The sequence below is a fragment of the Enterobacter cloacae complex sp. XAL002 genome, assembly GCF_049236805.1.
GTDB lineage: Bacteria > Pseudomonadota > Gammaproteobacteria > Enterobacterales > Enterobacteriaceae > Enterobacter > Enterobacter intestinihominis.
This window is the reverse complement of sequence record NZ_JBMKJN010000010.1, coordinates 33,298-50,283: the sequence shown is the minus strand read 5'-3', so window position 1 is coordinate 50,283 and position 16,986 is coordinate 33,298. Positions and strand designations below refer to the sequence as shown.

The window sequence follows — 16,986 nt, the reverse complement described above, 5'->3', positions numbered from 1 at the left end:
TGACCTCGCTTAGCGCGCTGGCGTCAGCGAGATAATCTGGAAACCGTCACCCGCACGCTCAAGCGTGAAGGTCACCTCATCCCCCGGTTTGGCGCCATTCAGCGTGGCGCCGGCAGATAAAGTAAACGGCATGGTCATCGCTGGCCATTTTAGTTCCGGTATGGCCTCGTGACGGAGCATGACGGCATTGTCAGAGATCGACTGAACCACGCCGCGGCCCTGCCAGGTCTGGTTTGCCTGAACGGTATAAGAAGCGAAAGAGATGGACGCGCCAACCAGCGCGGAAAGGAATAGGGTACGCATGATAAAACTCCTGTTAAACGTTAAGTAAATAAAATCAACGAATTAACAGGTTTTTACTCCCGAAACCGGCAATAGCGGATCGTTGCCGGCGGCCCCACAGCAGGAGGGGTAACAGACCACGCAGAATGGCTTGCAGATGAACACTCTGGCGTCGTTAAGGTCAGCGTCATGGCGGCAGGCAGCGCCACCAGATGCGGCTGGGCAGGTTCTTTTTGTACCTGATCCGGCACACAATGTTTTTCACACAGCGGTGAAGCACCGGCAGCATAATGCAGCCCCGGTCCCGCCATCATATCCATATGCTGGATGGTGGCCACCTCACCGCGCAAATCCATTGAACATTGATGGGAGGCGACGGCCACCTGACTCTGGATTAACAGCCAGCCAAACGCCAGCAAAAACATCAGCAGATGTTTTTTGATAAAGCGCAGGCGATACGTCCAGCTGGCGTGCATATTCAGATCGTCGGATAGGGTAAAAGTGAACCGAGTATAAGCAGGCAAAAGAATGAAAGAGAAGTAGTTTTAAAGAGATTTACGTTTTTAAATCGATTGTCGGCAAGTAATACTCAAAACCTTAACACTTCACCATCAATTTAATGACATATAATATCTATTCATCAGGTCAATAACGTCTTAATATAAATGACGCAGGGTTAGCAAAAATATCGTCATCATTGCCTTTAGTAGTCTCTTTCTTGATTTTAATCAGCAAGGACTGGCCATTTATTCGGCACATTTCAGGCTTCTTTTTTATTGATTATTTGTCTCTCGGGCAGCAAGGATACAGGGGAAATCATGCTTACTTTTCTCGAACTCCTCATTGGAGTCGTGGTCATTGTCGGTGTAGCACGCTACATCATTAAAGGTTACTCAGCCACCGGTGTGCTATTTGTCGGCGGCCTGACGCTGCTGATCATTAGCGCGCTAATGGGTCATCAGGTTTTACCCGCCAGCGAAGCCAGCACCGGATATACCGCTACCGATATTGTGGAATATATAAAAATTCTGCTGATGAGCCGCGGCGGCGACCTGGGCATGATGATCATGATGCTCTGCGGATTTGCTGCCTATATGACCCATATCGGTGCGAATGATATGGTGGTGAAGCTGGCTTCTAAGCCGCTGCAATATATTAACTCCCCCTATCTGCTGATGGTCGCGGCTTATTTCCTGGCCTGTCTGATGTCATTAGCCGTTTCCTCAGCAACAGGCCTTGGCGTGCTGTTAATGGCGACGTTATTCCCGGTAATGGTTAACGTCGGGATCAGCCGTGGCGCAGCGGCGGCTATTTGCGCCTCTCCGGCGGCGATTATTCTCTCCCCTACTTCCGGTGACGTGGTGCTGGCCGCGAAAGCCGCGGAAATGTCGCTGATTGACTTCGCCTTCAAAACCACACTGCCAATCTCCATCACCGCTATTCTCGGCATGGGCGTGGCGCATTTCTTCTGGCAACGCTACCTCGATAAGAAAGAGAACGTCAGCCATGAGATGATGGACGTCAGTGAAATCACCACTACCGCCCCGGCGTTTTATTCCATCCTGCCCTTCACGCCGATTATTGGCGTGCTTATTTTTGACGGCAAATGGGGCCCTCAGCTGCACATCATCACTATCCTGGTGATCTGTATGCTGCTGGCGGCCATCCTGGAATTTGTTCGTGGCTTTAATACCCAGAAGGTGTTCACAGGTCTTGAAGTCGCCTTCCGCGGCATGGCGGATGCCTTCGCGGGCGTGGTGATGCTGCTGGTTGCCGCGGGGGTGTTTGCTCAGGGGCTGAGCACCATCGGCTTTATCCAGAGCCTGATCTCTATCGCCACCTCTTTCGGCTCGGCCAGCATTATCCTGATGCTGGTGCTGGTGGTACTGACCATGCTGGCGGCGATGACTACCGGCTCCGGTAACGCGCCGTTCTATGCGTTTGTTGAGATGATCCCTAAGCTGGCACACTCCTCCGGCATCAACCCGGCTTACCTGTCCATTCCGATGCTCCAGGCCTCCAACCTGGGTCGTACCATTTCTCCGGTATCGGGCGTGGTGGTTGCGGTTGCAGGGATGGCAAAAATCTCTCCGTTTGAAGTGGTAAAACGCACGTCAGTGCCGGTGCTGGTTGGCCTGATTATCGTTATTATCGCCACCGAAGTGCTGGTTCCCGGCGCTGCCTAAGCGAAATTCCTGCTTTCCAAAAAGCGCCTGCGGGCGCTTTTTGTGCTTTAATAACCCTCAGAAATTAATCGCGCCCAACCAATCAGGAAAGCAAATGTTCAGGAAGGATATCGTTATCCCGTCTGGCGCAGTAGCGCTTGCACTCTGTGTCTTCTCAATTCAGGCAGATCCGCTTAAGCCAACCCAGTACGGCGATTTCGATCGCTACGTCCTGGCTCTTTCCTGGCAAACGGGATTTTGCCAGAGTATGGTCGAACGCAACCGTGACGAACCGGAAGAGTGTCGCCTGCAAAAAGAGAGCAGCAACAAAACCGATTTTCTGACCGTCCACGGCTTATGGCCAGCGCTGCCGAAATCTATTGCCGCTCGCGGAGTGGATGAACGCCGCTGGATGCGCTTCGGCTGTGCCACTCGTCCGGTTCCGAATATGCCGGAAGCAAAAGCCAGCCGCAAATGTGACGCCGCAGAGACCGGGCTATCGCTAACGGGCGCGGCGAAGCTGAACAGCGTGATGCCCGGCGCGGGCGGCAACTCCTGCCTTGAACGTTATGAATACGCGAAACACGGCGTCTGCTTTGGTTTTGATCCCGACGCTTACTTCGGCACCATGGTGCGCATGAACCAGGAAGTGAAAAATAGTGCGGTTGGGAAATTTCTGGCGGAAAACTATGGCAAAACCGTCCGCCGTAGCGATTTTGATGCAGCCGTGGCCAAAAGCTGGGGGAAACAGAACGTAAAAGCGTTCAAGCTTACCTGCCATGGCAATCCGGCTTATCTGACCGAAATGCAGATCTCGCTAAAATCCAGCACCATTAACAACTCGCTCTCAGCCAGCACCTTTGCGCCACAGCCGCATCCCGGTAACTGCGGCAAACAGTTCGTTATCGATAAAGCCGGTTACTGATTGTTCCTGCGCGCATCCGGGCGTACCAGATCGAAGCGATGGCTGTCGCTGATGCCGTAGTAGGCGGACGGTCCACCCGCACGCAGAATGGGCTGCGCTTTCGCGGTCTGGTAAATCCCCTCTTCCAGCAAACTCTCGGCGATATGGACGCCCACCACTTCGCCGAGCACCAGCCAGGTATCAATCGGGGTCCCATCCGCGCCGGTCAACTGAATGCACTGTGACAATCGACACTCGAAATTCACCGGGCTTTCCGCCACGCGCGGCGAGCTCACAAGCTGGCTGGCTACGGGCGTCAGGCCGGCAAAGGTAAATTCATCCTCGCCATGAGGGAGTGTGGCGGAGGTTTCATTCATCGCCTCAGCCAGATCGCGCGTTGCGAGGTTCCAGACAAACTCTTCCGTTTCGGTAATATTCCGCACGCTATCCTTCCAGCCGTTGCTGGAAAAACCAATGATCGGTGGGCGATAGTTAAAGCAGTTAAAGAAGCTGTACGGGGCAAGGTTCAGTTGACCGGCCTTATCACAGGATGAAATCCAGCCAATCGGACGTGGACCGATAATGGCGTTCAGCGGGTCGTGCGGCAGGCCGTGCCCCTGAGACGGTTGGTAAAAGTACATATCGCTCTCTCTACGCTGGGGCTGCAACGCGCATTGCCCGGTTTAAGTTTTACCAGCGTAACGAAATTTCCGTTCAGCGTGAATCGGGATGCCGGGTTTATTGCCAAAAATTCATATGGCGCACGAATGTGACCTTCATCACTTCAAACTTAGGGTTTCAGACAGTATCATCAGATAAGTTAAACCCTCGCTGCCAGACGGCGAGGGTTTTCTTTTGGATTGGTTTCTGCGTTACACGCAGCATTAACGACATGGAGTAAAAATGTCCAGACCTACGATTATCATCAATGAACTCGACGCAGAACGTATTGACCGACTGTTGGAGAAACCAGAATTCGCCTCGCTGCCGGTTGCCGATGCGCTGAACGAAGAGCTAGACCGGGCGCAAATGTGTACGCCTGAGACCATGCCGCATGATGTGGTCACCATGAACAGCCAGGTGAAGTTCCGCAACCTGACCACCGGGGAGGAACTCACCCGTACGCTGGTCTATCCGGCGCAGATGACCGACAGCAGCATGCAGCTTTCGGTGCTGGCACCCGTGGGCGCGGCGCTGCTTGGACTGCGCACGGGCGATACTATCCACTGGGAACTCCCGGGCGGCGCCTCAGCCCATCTGGAAGTACTTGAGCTGCTCTACCAGCCCGAAGCCGCTGGCGATTACCTGCGTTAATCCCTTCTGAACAAGCGACCCCGCTTTGCACAGAGGATGCACCTGCATCCTCTTTCCGCAAATTCACCCGATTGTGTTATATCGGACAAAAACCGCTTAATCCATGTTTACTCTGTCGTAGTGCCGTGGGGACGAAACCTCACACAACGCCGCCGGGGAAGGCATTCACCAGTCCCTTCACTTTCTGCTGCGCTGCCTCCGGGGTGTCTGCGCCAGGCACCAGGATCACCTTGCGGCACTCCTCCTCCCGTTTTTCGAAGATCTTATAGGCGCGCTCCGCATCAGCCAGCGGAAGATAGTGGGTCACAATATCTTCCGGTGTAAGCAACCCTTTTTCGATAAGCGGCAGCAGCTCTCCCAGCCAGGCGTGGACGTGCGTCTGCCCCATCTTAAAGCTCAGCCCTTTATCGAAGGCATCGCCAAACAGGAAGCCATGGATGAAACCGGCGTACACGCCCGGCACGCTGACCACGCCGCCGCGTCGCACCGCAGCAATGCACTGGCGCAGGGCTTTGCCGCTGCTGCCTTCAATTTTCAGGTTACTGAGGATCGTTTCCGTCGTGCTGCCTTTGGCCTCAAACCCGACGGCATCAATCACCGCATCCACCCCGCGCTGCCCGGCCGTTTGCTCAATGATTTTTTCCGCCGCGTCGTTATCGTCATCAAAGTTAATCGGGATCGCGCCGTAGCGCTCCTGGGCAAACCGCAGTCGATAGGGATGATGGTCAACCACAAAAATCTGCTCTGCGCCGAGAAGCCGCGCGCAGGCAATGGTCAGTAACCCCACCGGCCCGGCCCCGAATACGGCGACGCTGGAGCCTTTCTGGATCTGCGCATTTTTCGCCGCCTGCCAGGCGGTAGGCAGAATATCTGACAGGAAAAGCGCTTTGTCGTCTGACAGCAGCTGAGGCACTTTAAACGGCCCTACGTTGCCTTTCGGCACGCGCACATACTCCGCCTGTCCGCCCGGCACACCGCCGTAAAGATGGCTGTAGCCAAACAGCGCGGCAGGGGCGGGAATTTGCTTTTTGTTCAGCGCCGCGCCCTGCCCGCGGTTCGTGTTTTCGCAGGCCGCGTACTGTTGCATCTGGCAAAAGAAACAGTCACCGCAGGCAATCACAAACGGGATCACCACCCGGTCACCTTTCTGCACGTTCTTCACTTCGCTCCCGCACTCCACCACCTCGCCCATAAATTCATGACCAAAGATATCGCCGTGCTGGACCTTGGGAATTTTTCCGCGATAAAGATGCAAATCAGAACCACAGATCGCCGTGGCCGTTACGCGCAGGATGATATCGTCAGGCTGTTCGATGCCCGGATCGGGGACATTATCGACCCGAACATGATGTGGACCGTGATAGGTGAGAGCTTTCATGCAACCTCCGAAAGGGTGTGGGTAAGCTTATAAAAGGGTAGCTACCTCTCGGGATCTGCCCCGGAATCCGGCTGTTTTGAGATTTATCCTGGCGAGATAAAAAAGTGCTGTCGGGATTACAGAAACCTTTTATATTTTGTGGTTGAATGATTTCAGCGTTTATAAACAAGGAGAAACGGTTATGTATCAAACAATCATTATGCCGGTTGATGTTTTCGAAATGGAACTGAGTGATAAGGCTGTACGTCACGCGGAATTTCTCGCGCAGCAGGACGGAGTTATTCATCTTCTGCATGTTTTACCGGGCTCTGCCAGCCTGAGCCTGCATCGTTTCGCTGCTGATGTGCGTCGTTTTGAAGAGCATTTACAGCATGAAGCCGAGACGCGCCTGCAAACCATGGTCGGGCACTTCAGCATCGATCCTTCCCGCATAAAAACCCACGTCCGGTTCGGTAGCGTGCGTGACGCCGTTAATGAACTGGCCGCGGAGCTGAACGCAGACGTGGTGGTGATTGGTTCGCGCAACCCGTCTATTACCACGCACCTGCTGGGGTCGAACGCCTCCAGCGTGATCCGCCACACCCACATTCCGGTGATGGTCGTCAGATAAAAAAAGAGGCCACCTTTTGGTGGCCTCTTGTATTGCAGGTGTCGTCTTGCTTTCTTTTATTATGCAGTTTTGGTGCGGATCAGGTAATCAAACGAGCTCAGCGACGCTTTCGCACCTTCACCGGTAGCGATGATGATCTGCTTGTACGGCACGGTGGTGCAGTCGCCCGCCGCAAATACGCCCTTCACGCTGGTTTCGCATTTCGCATCGATGATGATCTCGCCCATGCGGTTGCGCTCAATTGCGCCTTCCAGCCAGGTGGTGTTTGGCAGCAGGCCAATCTGAACGAAGATCCCCGCCAGCGGTACGCTGTGAATATCGCCACTCACGCGGTCACGGTATTCCAGACCGGTCACTTTGCTGCCGTCGCCTTTCACTTCTGTCGTCTCGGCATTGAGCACAATGTCGACGTTATTCAGGCTACGCACTTTATCCTGCAACACCTGGTCCGCTTTCATCTCAGGGGCGAACTCCAGCAGGGTAACGTGTTCAACAATTCCCGCCAGATCGATAGCCGCTTCCACACCGGAGTTACCGCCGCCGATCACCGCTACGCGTTTACCTTTGAACAGCGGGCCGTCACAGTGCGGGCAATAGGTCACGCCTTTGGTGCGATACTGATCTTCGCCCGGCACGTTCATGTTGCGCCATTTCGCGCCAGTGGCAATGATCACGCTGCGCGCCTTCAGCACCGCACCGGACGCCGTTTCAATCTGGTGCAAACCACCCTCGACCGCGGCCGGAACCAGTTTGCTGGCGCTCTGGCTGTCAATGACATCCACGTCGTAGTCGCTGACGTGCGCTTTCAACGCCCCGGCCAGCTTCTGGCCTTCGGTTTTCGGCACGGAAATGTAGTTTTCAATGTCTACGGTATCCAGAACCTGACCACCGAAACGCTCGCCCATCAGACCGGTACGGATCCCTTTACGTGCGGAGTAAACCGCTGCCGCCGCGCCCGCCGGGCCGGAGCCAACAATCAGCACGTCATAAGCATCGCGTTGGTTCAACTCTTCCGCCGCACGTTTTTCTGCGCCGGTATCCACTTTGGCGACGATTTCGGTCAGCGTCATACGCCCCTGGCCGAACTCCTGACCATTCAGGTAAACCGCCGGAACGCCCATCACGTTGCGCTCGGTGATTTCGTTCTGGAACGTACCGCCGTCAATCGCCGTGTGCTTAATGCGTGGGTTGAGCACTGACATCAGGTTCAGCGCCTGCACCACGTCCGGGCAGTTGTGGCAGGAGAGCGAGTAATAGGTTTCAAACTCAAAATCACCGTCGATATCGCGGATCTGCTCCAGCAGCGCCTGCGCTTCTTTTGACGGATGACCACCGGTCCACAGCAGCGCCAGCACCAGGGACGTAAATTCGTGCCCCAGCGGAGAACCCGCGAAACGCGGCCCCTGGTCAGACCCTGGGTTGGCGATCAGGAAAGAAGGCTTACGGACTGCCAGCGTGTTGTCTTCTTTGAAGGTCACTTTCGGCGACAGCTCAGCAATCTCTGTCAGCAGCGCTTTGATTTCTGCCGATTTCGCGCTGTCGTCCAGCGTGGCAATCAGCTCAACAGGTTTGGTCAGTTTCTCAAGGTAGGCCTTGAGCTGGGTTTTCATGTTAGTGTCGAGCATTATTCTTCCCTCTCTTAAAACGTCATCATGCAAGCCGCCTTATACGGGCTGCCTGAATGCAACTTGCATCATGGTGCTGGAATGAAATGGGCGCGGGTGCGCCCATGACTGAAACAATTTCCAGAGTATTTCGCGTCAGAGCAAGGCGGCTAGCCTGAGAATCCCCGGGAGCTTACTGAAGTAAGTGACCGGGGTGAGCAGGCGACGCCAACGCAGCTATGGCGTGAAAGACGACGGAAATTTAGATCTTGCCGACCAGGTCCAGAGATGGCGCCAGCGTTGCTTCGCCTTCTTTCCATTTCGCCGGGCACACTTCGCCTGGGTGAGAAGCAACGTACTGAGCCGCCTTCACTTTGCGCAGCAGGTCAGATGCATCACGGCCGATACCTTCAGCGGTAACTTCGATAGCCTGGATAATGCCCTGCGGGTCAACAACGAAGGTCGCACGGTCAGCCAGGCCTTCATCTTCACGCATGTTGTCGAAGTTACGGGTCAGGGCGCCAGTCGGGTCGCCGATCATCGCGTATTTGATTTTCGCGATAGTTTCAGAGCTGCTGTGCCACGCTTTGTGGGTGAAGTGGGTATCGGTAGAAACAGAGTAAACGTCTACGCCCAGCTTTTGCAGTTCTTCGTAGTGGTCTGCAACGTCGCCCAGTTCGGTCGGGCAAACGAAGGTGAAGTCAGCCGGATAGAAGAAGAACACGCTCCAGCGGCCTTCGGTATCTTTCTCAGTAACTTCGATGAACTCACCGTTTTTGAACGCCTGGTTTTTGAAAGGTTTAATTTTGGTGTTAATCAAGGACATCTGTACTTCCTCCGTGTTTTCGTTGAGGTGTAAGGTAACCAACTTTGTTCATCGGGGCTAATGCGTATGCTTTATCAAATCAATCAGCCAAACCTTACAACAGCAACAAGACAGCAAGGTGAACCTTTTACAGGAAAGCCTGAAAGTAAAAAGGCCGCCTCAACGGGCGGCCCTGATACCTGAATTCCCCGCAGGTACATTCAGTGCCAGCCGAAGCTGGCGTTGCGTTGCGCTCTACATACCTTGTATCAAGGCCGTAACAGCGGTTTGATTACAGCACCCCTGCGCGCAATGAGCAATGCATAAGAGGGATAGTCCTGCCTATGGCTGTGATAGGCAGATTCGAACAGGTCATTGAAACATTATAAATTTAATTTCATTATGGGTTTCACGCTATATATAAACGCCATTTGTCATTCAAATAATTCAATCACACTTTAAAGATAAAATTATCTTAATAACTCTTGAAGATATGTTTCAATAATCCAAAGCCGTGATATATTAAGATCACTTAAATTTTAAATTAAGCGAGTTATTCACACGGATTGTAAAGGGTAACTACACTCTGTCGTACTCCATGGTGTGATAACGACAGCAAACTCAACTCACTCAGGACGAAACATGGCAAACCTCTACGACCTAAAAAAATTCGATCTCAATCTGTTAGTTATCTTCGAATGCATTTACCAACATCTCAGTATCAGTAGGGCTGCCGAGACGCTTTATATCACACCATCCGCCGTCAGCCAGTCGCTGCAACGCCTGCGCGGTCAGCTTGATGACCCCCTGTTTATCCGTTCAGGGAAGGGAATTACGCCCACCACGGTAGGTACCAACTTGCATCATCATCTGGAAAAAAATCTCAATCAGCTTGAGCAGACGATCAACATGATGCATCACTCGGACATCAAGAAAAAGTTCGTTATCTATTGCACTCAAATGGTGTCTCCTGGTTCGATGCTGGAACCGTTGAAGCTTTTAATATCTGAGGAGAATTATGAGATAGAACAAAGAGATATGCTTATTTCCTCCGAATCAGCGGAAGATTTGTTGGCCTATCGTATAGCCGATCTCATCTTCTCTATCGCACCTATCCACAATCGCTCTGTGGTCTGCACCCACTTCACTACGGTGCCGATAGCCTTAATCTGTAGAGCAGACCACCCAAGGCTCGCTGACACAGCCACGGTGGACGCGCTATACCAGGAGAAATTCACTTTTTACCAGAGTGCTCATCCGGGTGTAAAAGAGTTCCAGAGTCGGGCCAATGACGCTTTTCCGGAAAGAAATATTGCTTTTCGCACCGACTCCCTTAGCTCTCTCATCTCTATGGTCAGTTCATCTGATTTGTTAGGCTATATCCCCGTGTCGATCTATGAAACATTTAAAGAATCTTTGAAATTAAAAAGGCTTGAGCCACCGTTTGCGCTGCCTGAATTAAAGATCTATATGCTCTACGGCCGTTCATCACTGAATAGCTCTGTTTTTTCAACATTCATTGAAAAAATGCATAAGCTCTGCGTTTCTCCGCCGTCTGCGTAAAATACATTTGCATGGTGAATATAATTAAAGCGAACCGAAAAAAATGACTCCGTGAAATTAAGGATAAATAATTCCATAATATCGTTTTGATTTTCCCAAGACATTTAACACGCAGGACGCGATTAATCATGTCGAACTATAAAATCCCTTTACAGGAAAATGTTTTAGACGCTTCTGCGGAACGCATACACTGGACGCTTAACAATTTCCCCAAGGTATGCGTTTCCTTTTCCGGTGGAAAAGATTCTACCGTGATGCTGCATCTTGTTGCCCAGAAAGCACGGCAATTAAAGCGAAAAATAGACGTCATCTTTCTGGACTGGGAAGCGCAATTCTCGTCGACCATTCAGCATGTTGACGCTATGAAAACGCTCTATCGGGATGTTATCCACCAGTTCTGGTGGGTAGCGCTTCCGCTCACGACCCAGAACGCCCTGTCACAGTTTCAACCTGAATGGCAGTGCTGGGAACCCGGAACAAACTGGGTTCGCCAGCCACCAGAAGATGCCATTACCGATTATCACTATTTCGATTTTTATCAGCAGGGAATGACGTTTGAAGCCTTCGTGCGCGAGTTTGCCGAATGGTATGCGCAAAGACGTCCTGCCGCAGTCATGGTAGGGATCCGCGCCGATGAATCTTACAACCGCTTTCTGGCTATCGCGTCGGCGCGTAAGCAGCGCTTTTCTGACGATAAACCCTGGACGACCGTCGCCCCGGGTGGGCACGCCTGGTATATCTACCCACTGTACGACTGGAAAACCGCCGACATCTGGACGTGGTTCGCGAAATCAAAATGTTGCTATAACCCGTTATACGACCTGATGTACAAGGCTGGGGTGCCGCCGCGTTATATGCGCATCTGCGAACCGTTTGGTCCGGAACAGCGTCAGGGCTTATGGCTCTATCATGTCATTGAACCCGAACGCTGGGCGGCTATGTGTGAACGCGCCTGCGGCGTGCGAAGTGGAGGTATTTATGCCGGGCACGATAACCATTTTTATGGCCACCGGAAGATCCTGAAACCTGACCATCTCGGCTGGCGCGAATACGCCATGCTGCTACTCGACAGCATGCCGCAAAATACGGCGGAACATTACCGAAATAAAATCGCAATTTATCTCCACTGGTATCAAAAGCGAGGCCTGGACGATATTCCCGATACGCAGGAGGGTGACATTGGCGCAAAAGATATCCCTTCCTGGCGACGCATTTGCAAGGTTTTACTCAACAATGACTACTGGTGCCGGGCTCTCTCATTTAGTCCAAACAAACCTAAACACTATCAACGCTACAGCGAAAGAGTGAAAGCCAAACGCAAGGAATGGGGGATTTTATGCAGCAGCAAATAATCAGAGAAATGCAGACGTACCTGCAGGCCCTTTCTGAAGAAGAGAAAATCGGCGCTATTAATGCCTTTCGCCAGGCATTACACGAAATCAGCCCTTTTAATAATCAACCCGTCGACTGCGTATTGTGGATAAAACAGACTGACATCACCGCCAATGACTACAACCCAAATAATGTCGCTCCGGCGGAGAAGCGGTTGCTCAGCAAATCACTGGAGCTGGATGGATTCACACAACCTATCGTTGTGACGGAAAATGCGCCTGAGAGCTATGAAATTGTCGATGGATTCCATCGCCATGAGCTTGGCAGTCATCGGGCTATTCTGAAGCGTCAACTTAAAGGTTACCTCCCTGTTACCTGCCTGCGTAAAGCACGCCAGGAAAAGTTCGATCGCATGGCTGCAACCATTCGTCACAACCGCGCGCGTGGACGCCACCAGATCAATGCCATGTCAGAAATCGTGCGAGAACTGGTGCTTATGGGCTGGAGTGAGCAGAAAATTGGCCTGGAGTTGGGTATGGACAGCGATGAAGTGCTGCGACTGAAGCAAATCAACGGTCTGCTGGAACTCTTCGCGGACCGTCGTTTTTCAGAAGCCTGGACGGTTAAATAGTCAGAGCGAATTTAAGCGCGCAGCCGCTGCCAGCAGCGTCGACTCCTGCTTCGCAAAGCAAAGACGAATCAGTTTATGCGGGAAGGGATCGGCGCAGAACACCGACAGCGGAATGGCCGCCACGCCCACCTCTTTCGTCAGCCACTGGCAAAAACTGACATCATCCAGATCGGAAATCGCGCTGTAGTCCGCCAGCAGGAAGTAGGTGCCTTCGCATGGCAGGATCTCCAGCCGACTCTCGCTCAAGGCAGTCACAAACCGATCCCGCCGCGCACGGTAAAAAGCTGGCAGGTCCCGGTAATGTTCAGGTTCAGCGCGCAGCATATCCGCCAGCGCCAGCTGGGCGGGTGTGTTTACGGCAAACGTCAAATACTGGTGCACTTTACGCAGCTCAGCGCTGATGGCGGCGGGCGCCACGCAGTACCCTACCTTCCAGCCGGTCATATGGTAGGTTTTCCCAAATGATGATACCGCGATTGCGCGCTCGCGAAGCTGCGGATGCGCCAGCACGCTGGCATGACCCTCTTCGGCAAAGCAGATGTGCTCATACACCTCGTCGCTCAGAACATAGATTTCACGTTCGGCGATGGCCTGCCACAGGGCGGCAAAATCGCTTTTCTGCCACACCGTCGCCGATGGGTTGTGTGGCGTATTCAGGATCACCAGCCGGGTTTTATCGCTCAGCAGCGCGGCAAACGCCTGCCAGTCCGGACGAAAATGCGGCGGCTGGAGCGCCACGCGTTTCACCACGCCACCGGCCAGTTCAATCGCCGGGGCGTAGCTATCGTAGCTCGGGTCAAAACAAATCACCTCATCGCCCGTACGCACCAGGGCGGTTATCGCCGCATACAGCGCTTCGGTGGCCCCTGCGGTTACCGTGATATCGCTGTTCGCGTCAGGCTTATGGCCGTATAACTCCGCCGTTTTATCCGCAATGGCTTCACGCAACGCCTGCACGCCGGTCATCGGCGCATACTGGTTGGCTCCCTGCGCAACGTGGTACGCCAGACGCTCCTGCAAATATTTCGGCCCGTCAAAATCCGGGAAACCTTGTGAGAGGTTAATGGCGTTGTGCTGCTGCGCCAGGGCGCTCATCTGCGTAAAAATCGTCGTGCCGAGATTCGGAAGTTTACTCTGCGGGATCAACGGGTTATTGCTCATTGTAGTGTGCCTGCCTGTAATACTTATGTTGCTGACACTATAACACGATGTTAGTCTTTGGCAATCAAGACGCTTAGACGTCTAAATGATATAAATATTCCTGACCGAGAGGGTAAAAGGAAATGACAGACAACCTGCAACTCACACACCTGGTCGAGGCCTGCCGCTGGATTGGCGCTAAAGGCTGGGCGCCCGCTACCGGCGGCAATATGTCCGTGCGTCAGGATGAACATCTGTGCTGGCTGAGCGAATCCGGAAAAGACAAAGGCAGCCTGACCACCGCCGATTTTCTACAGGTTGAAATCGCCACCAACCGTGCGCCTTCTGGCCGTAAACCGTCGGCAGAGACCGGGCTGCATACCCTCATCTATCGCCTGTTCCCGGAGGCTAACGCCGTCCTGCACGTTCACACCGTCAATGCCACGGTGCTGTCGCGGCTGGTCAACGAGACCGAGCTGAAGATCTCCGGCTTCGAGATGCAAAAATCCCTTACCGGACAGACCACGCATCGGGATACGGTGGCCATCCCGGTGTTTGATAATGACCAGGACATCGACGCCCTCGCCTCTCGCATCGCCCATTACGCGCAGGAACGCCCGCTTAATTATGGTTTTCTTCTGCGCGGTCATGGCTTAACCTGCTGGGGACGCGACGTGGCCGAAGCCCGCCGTCATCTGGAAGGTTTAGAATTCTTATTTGAATGCGAAATGCGTTTACGACAATGGGAGAGAGTATGATTCGCGCGATTGTGACGGATATTGAAGGGACCACCAGCGATATCCGTTTTGTCCATGATGTTTTGTTCCCCTACGCGCGTGAGCGGCTGGCGGCCTTTGTGACCGCGCAGCAGTACGCCGAGCCGGTCAAATCGATTCTGGACAACCTGCGCGATGAAATCAGCACTCCGCATGCCAGCGTCAGCGATCTCATCAACGTGCTGTTTACCTTTATGGATGAAGACCGCAAATCGACGGCGCTCAAAGCCCTGCAAGGCATCATCTGGCAGGACGGTTACGTCAACGGTGACTTTACCGGCCATCTCTACCCTGATGTACTGCCCGCGCTGGAAAAATGGAAGGCACAAGGGATTGATCTCTATGTTTATTCCTCTGGCTCCGTCGCCGCGCAGAAACTGTTATTTGGCTACAGCGACGAAGGTGATATTACTCATCTGTTCAGCGGCTATTTTGATACCCGCATCGGTGCCAAGCGTGAGGTGCAGTCTTATCATAATATTGCGGCGCAAACGGGCATCGCCCCGTCGCAGATCCTGTTCCTGTCGGATATTCATCAGGAGCTGGACGCGGCTGAACAGGCGGGTTTTCGCACCCTGCAACTGATACGCGGTGAAGATGACGGCGCAAGCCATCACCATCAGATCCACCAGTTTGACGAGATTAACCCGGAGCAGATCCCTTCATGAGCGCATTGACCATTTATTCCGATAAAGACGCCAGTAAGCACCTGTGGCACAGCACCGACGCCGCCGAGATTGCCCAACAGCTGAACGCTAAGGGCGTGCGCTTTGAGCGCTGGGCGGCAGACCGTGATTTAGGGCAGGATCCTGCGCCCGAAGCCGTGATCGAAGCGTATCAGCATGCAATCGACAAGCTGGTGGCAGAGAAAGGTTACCAGAGCTGGGATGTGATCAGCCTGCGCGCCGACAATCCGCAGAAAGAGGCGCTGCGTGCGAAGTTCCTGAATGAACACACTCACGGCGAAGACGAAGTGCGCTTTTTCGTGGAAGGTGCCGGGCTGTTCTGCCTGCATATTGGCGATGAGGTGTATCAGGTGCTGTGCGAGAAAAACGACCTGATTTCCGTTCCCGCGGGCACGCCGCACTGGTTTGATATGGGCTCAGAACCGAACTTTACCGCCATTCGTATTTTCGATAACCCGGAAGGCTGGGTGGCGCAGTTTACGGGCGATGCAATCGCGGATGCGTATCCACGCCTGGCCTGATCTTTTCTCCCTACCCCGCAAAGTAATGCGAGCACCGTGCTATCCCCTCGCCCCTCTGGGGAGAGGGTTAGGGTGAGGGGAACATACGGCTCAGGTGGTCAGTTCCATACTCAGGCATTAATTAAATGCTGGCGATAATCCTCTGCACATCTGCGCCAACCAGCCTCGCCAGATGCACAAACTCCACCACGTCCAACCTACGCTCACCGTTTTCCACTTTAGCAATAAACGATTGTGGTTTTCCCAGTGCCTCCGCAAGCTGCGCCTGAGTCATCGCCTTCTCTTTACGCGCTTTCTTCAACGCATTGATAACACGCTGGTATTCATCCGAGTAAACTGAAGCCATTGTTCCGATTCCATACAAATATCCTGAAATCGAATATCCTCCCGTTGCCTTCTTATCCCAAAACAGGATAATTGAGCACGTAACGAACACATGTAAGGAGGACACAATGCAGCATCAGAACTGGCACCCGGCCGATATTATCGCTGCACTAAAGAAACATGGAACAAGCCTGGCTGCGTTGTCCAGAAAGGCTGGCCTTTCCTCATCCACACTGGCAAATGCGCTTACCCGACCATGGCCCAAAGGTGAACTGCTTACCGCTCAGGCGCCAGACATTCCACCCGATGTGATATGGCCGGAAAGATACTTTGATGAAAAGGGAGAGCGAGTATTTCGTCAGATGAGGAATACCAAAAAGAGAAATCTGTCTTCAACATAATCAATGAATTCTCCCCCCTCACCCCAGCCCTCTCCCTCAAGGGAGAGGGGGTCTAAGGGCACTACCGTTTCAGCCCTTTCACATACCCCACCAGCTGATCCAACACCACGCCCCACCCTTCGTGGAAGCCCATCTGTTCATGCTGCTCGCGGATCTCCTTCGTTGGGTGACGCGCTATCGCCGTGTAGCGGGTTTTGCCCTCCCCCACATCTTCCAGCAGCAGGATCGCCGTCATAAACGGCTTTTCAGCCGGCTTCCAGCCCTCAGTATAGCCATCGGTAAAGACCAGCTTGTTCCCCGGATCGATTTCAAGAAATACGCCCCGGTTATCCATCCGCTGCCCGTCCACCTCAAACACGGTATTGAACCGCCCACCCACGCGCAGATCGAGGTCGCATTCAGTCACCTTATGGGGAGCAGGAATGAAGAAGTTTTTGATGTGCTCCGGTGTGGTCCAGCAGAGCCACAGCAGGTCGCGCGGTGCGTCCACCACGCGTTCAAGTTTTAAGTCTGTTTCAGGATCGAGCGTCACGATAACGTCCTCTAAAGG

Annotated in this window: 20 protein-coding genes; 11 read left to right on the top strand and 9 right to left on the bottom strand. The window is 53.3% G+C overall.

From position 1 onward, the window contains the following. Nucleotides 1-9 precede the first annotated feature (9 nt). Together ACOT0L_RS11630 and ACOT0L_RS11625 are read right to left on the bottom strand one after the other, a co-directional pair. A complete protein-coding gene (locus ACOT0L_RS11630; RefSeq protein ID WP_023299583.1) occupies nt 10-303 on the bottom strand; it encodes a copper-binding protein in 294 nt (97 codons plus the stop codon). Nucleotides 304-356: 53 nt separating this feature from the next. Further along, complete coding sequence (locus ACOT0L_RS11625; protein WP_038415669.1) at nt 357-758, bottom strand: hypothetical protein; 402 nt, start codon at nt 756-758, stop codon at nt 357-359. A gap of 342 nt (nt 759-1,100) precedes the next feature. On the opposite strand from ACOT0L_RS11625, the gene dcuC reads away from it, so the two are divergent. Both dcuC and rna read left to right on the top strand, forming a co-directional pair. Then, a complete protein-coding gene (dcuC, locus tag ACOT0L_RS11620; protein ID WP_017382481.1) occupies nt 1,101-2,468 on the top strand; it encodes an anaerobic C4-dicarboxylate transporter DcuC in 1,368 nt (455 codons plus the stop codon). A gap of 94 nt (nt 2,469-2,562) precedes the next feature. Further along, on the top strand, nt 2,563-3,372 hold the full coding sequence (gene rna, locus ACOT0L_RS11615; RefSeq protein ID WP_022647416.1) for a ribonuclease I: 810 nt from the start codon (nt 2,563-2,565) through the stop codon (nt 3,370-3,372). Here rna and ACOT0L_RS11610 read toward each other — a convergent pair. Beyond that, on the bottom strand, nt 3,366-3,992 hold the full coding sequence (locus tag ACOT0L_RS11610; RefSeq protein ID WP_023299579.1) for a flavin reductase family protein: 627 nt from the start codon (nt 3,990-3,992) through the stop codon (nt 3,366-3,368). The two genes, rna and ACOT0L_RS11610, sit on opposite strands and share 7 nt — an antisense overlap. A gap of 262 nt (nt 3,993-4,254) precedes the next feature. Here ACOT0L_RS11610 and rnk point away from each other — a divergent pair, with 262 nt between their 5' ends. Beyond that, the gene (rnk, locus tag ACOT0L_RS11605) at nt 4,255-4,665 is read left to right on the top strand and encodes a nucleoside diphosphate kinase regulator (protein WP_022647414.1); all 411 of its coding nucleotides are present in this window, start codon (nt 4,255-4,257) and stop codon (nt 4,663-4,665) included. Nucleotides 4,666-4,804: 139 nt separating this feature from the next. Here the strand turns inward: rnk and ACOT0L_RS11600 are convergent, their stop codons facing one another. Then, nucleotides 4,805-6,043 carry a zinc-dependent alcohol dehydrogenase gene (locus ACOT0L_RS11600; protein WP_015571156.1) on the bottom strand — a complete coding sequence of 413 codons (1,239 nt, stop codon included), beginning with the start codon at nt 6,041-6,043 and terminating at the stop codon, nt 4,805-4,807. 181 nt (nt 6,044-6,224) lie between these two features. Here ACOT0L_RS11600 and uspG point away from each other — a divergent pair, with 181 nt between their 5' ends. Then, the gene (gene uspG, locus ACOT0L_RS11595; RefSeq protein ID WP_022647413.1) at nt 6,225-6,653 is read left to right on the top strand and encodes a universal stress protein UspG; all 429 of its coding nucleotides are present in this window, start codon (nt 6,225-6,227) and stop codon (nt 6,651-6,653) included. Nucleotides 6,654-6,712: 59 nt separating this feature from the next. On the opposite strand, the gene ahpF is transcribed toward uspG, so the two are convergent. Next, on the bottom strand, nt 6,713-8,278 hold the full coding sequence (gene ahpF, locus ACOT0L_RS11590; protein WP_126503689.1) for an alkyl hydroperoxide reductase subunit F: 1,566 nt from the start codon (nt 8,276-8,278) through the stop codon (nt 6,713-6,715). 241 nt (nt 8,279-8,519) lie between these two features. Beyond that, nucleotides 8,520-9,083 (bottom strand): alkyl hydroperoxide reductase subunit C, encoded by a 564-nt coding sequence (ahpC, locus tag ACOT0L_RS11585; RefSeq protein ID WP_014882974.1) that lies wholly within the window; start codon nt 9,081-9,083, stop codon nt 8,520-8,522. A 621-nt stretch (nt 9,084-9,704) separates the two neighbouring features. Between ahpC and citR the strand changes: the two genes are divergently transcribed. The 3 genes from citR (at nt 9,705) to ACOT0L_RS11570 (ending at nt 12,588) form a co-directional block, all read left to right on the top strand. Beyond that, nucleotides 9,705-10,625, top strand: coding sequence for a DNA-binding transcriptional repressor CitR (gene citR, locus ACOT0L_RS11580; protein ID WP_126503688.1), 921 nt, complete (start codon nt 9,705-9,707; stop codon nt 10,623-10,625). A 128-nt stretch (nt 10,626-10,753) separates the two neighbouring features. Beyond that, on the top strand, nt 10,754-11,977 hold the full coding sequence (locus ACOT0L_RS11575) for a phosphoadenosine phosphosulfate reductase (RefSeq protein ID WP_045308962.1): 1,224 nt from the start codon (nt 10,754-10,756) through the stop codon (nt 11,975-11,977). Beyond that, nucleotides 11,962-12,588 carry an IbrB-like domain-containing protein gene (locus tag ACOT0L_RS11570; RefSeq protein ID WP_023305676.1) on the top strand — a complete coding sequence of 209 codons (627 nt, stop codon included), beginning with the start codon at nt 11,962-11,964 and terminating at the stop codon, nt 12,586-12,588. The genes ACOT0L_RS11575 and ACOT0L_RS11570 overlap by 16 nt, the downstream gene beginning before the upstream one ends. On the opposite strand, the gene ACOT0L_RS11565 is transcribed toward ACOT0L_RS11570, so the two are convergent. After that, nucleotides 12,589-13,749 (bottom strand): pyridoxal phosphate-dependent aminotransferase, encoded by a 1,161-nt coding sequence (locus tag ACOT0L_RS11565; protein ID WP_032676370.1) that lies wholly within the window; start codon nt 13,747-13,749, stop codon nt 12,589-12,591. 122 nt (nt 13,750-13,871) lie between these two features. On the opposite strand from ACOT0L_RS11565, the gene ACOT0L_RS11560 reads away from it, so the two are divergent. Genes ACOT0L_RS11560 through ACOT0L_RS11550 form a run of 3 tightly spaced genes read left to right on the top strand, consistent with a single transcriptional unit; the run spans nt 13,872 to nt 15,711 of the window. Next, nucleotides 13,872-14,486 carry a methylthioribulose 1-phosphate dehydratase gene (locus ACOT0L_RS11560; protein ID WP_022647407.1) on the top strand — a complete coding sequence of 205 codons (615 nt, stop codon included), beginning with the start codon at nt 13,872-13,874 and terminating at the stop codon, nt 14,484-14,486. After that, a complete protein-coding gene (mtnC, locus tag ACOT0L_RS11555) occupies nt 14,483-15,172 on the top strand; it encodes an acireductone synthase (protein ID WP_048965633.1) in 690 nt (229 codons plus the stop codon). Before ACOT0L_RS11560 ends, mtnC begins: the two co-directional genes overlap by 4 nt. Continuing rightward, on the top strand, nt 15,169-15,711 hold the full coding sequence (locus ACOT0L_RS11550; protein WP_022647405.1) for a 1,2-dihydroxy-3-keto-5-methylthiopentene dioxygenase: 543 nt from the start codon (nt 15,169-15,171) through the stop codon (nt 15,709-15,711). Before mtnC ends, ACOT0L_RS11550 begins: the two co-directional genes overlap by 4 nt. Nucleotides 15,712-15,832: 121 nt before the next feature. Here ACOT0L_RS11550 and ACOT0L_RS11545 read toward each other — a convergent pair whose 3' ends face one another. Further along, nucleotides 15,833-16,057: a helix-turn-helix transcriptional regulator gene (locus ACOT0L_RS11545; protein WP_022647404.1), complete on the bottom strand. Its 225-nt coding sequence runs from the start codon at nt 16,055-16,057 to the stop codon at nt 15,833-15,835. Nucleotides 16,058-16,163: 106 nt separating this feature from the next. Here ACOT0L_RS11545 and ACOT0L_RS11540 point away from each other — a divergent pair, with 106 nt between their 5' ends. Continuing rightward, nucleotides 16,164-16,436, top strand: coding sequence for a helix-turn-helix domain-containing protein (locus ACOT0L_RS11540; RefSeq protein ID WP_046618920.1), 273 nt, complete (start codon nt 16,164-16,166; stop codon nt 16,434-16,436). A gap of 61 nt (nt 16,437-16,497) precedes the next feature. Here ACOT0L_RS11540 and ACOT0L_RS11535 read toward each other — a convergent pair whose 3' ends face one another. Continuing rightward, a complete protein-coding gene (locus ACOT0L_RS11535; protein WP_045622238.1) occupies nt 16,498-16,968 on the bottom strand; it encodes an SRPBCC family protein in 471 nt (156 codons plus the stop codon). Nucleotides 16,969-16,986: the final 18 nt, after the last annotated feature.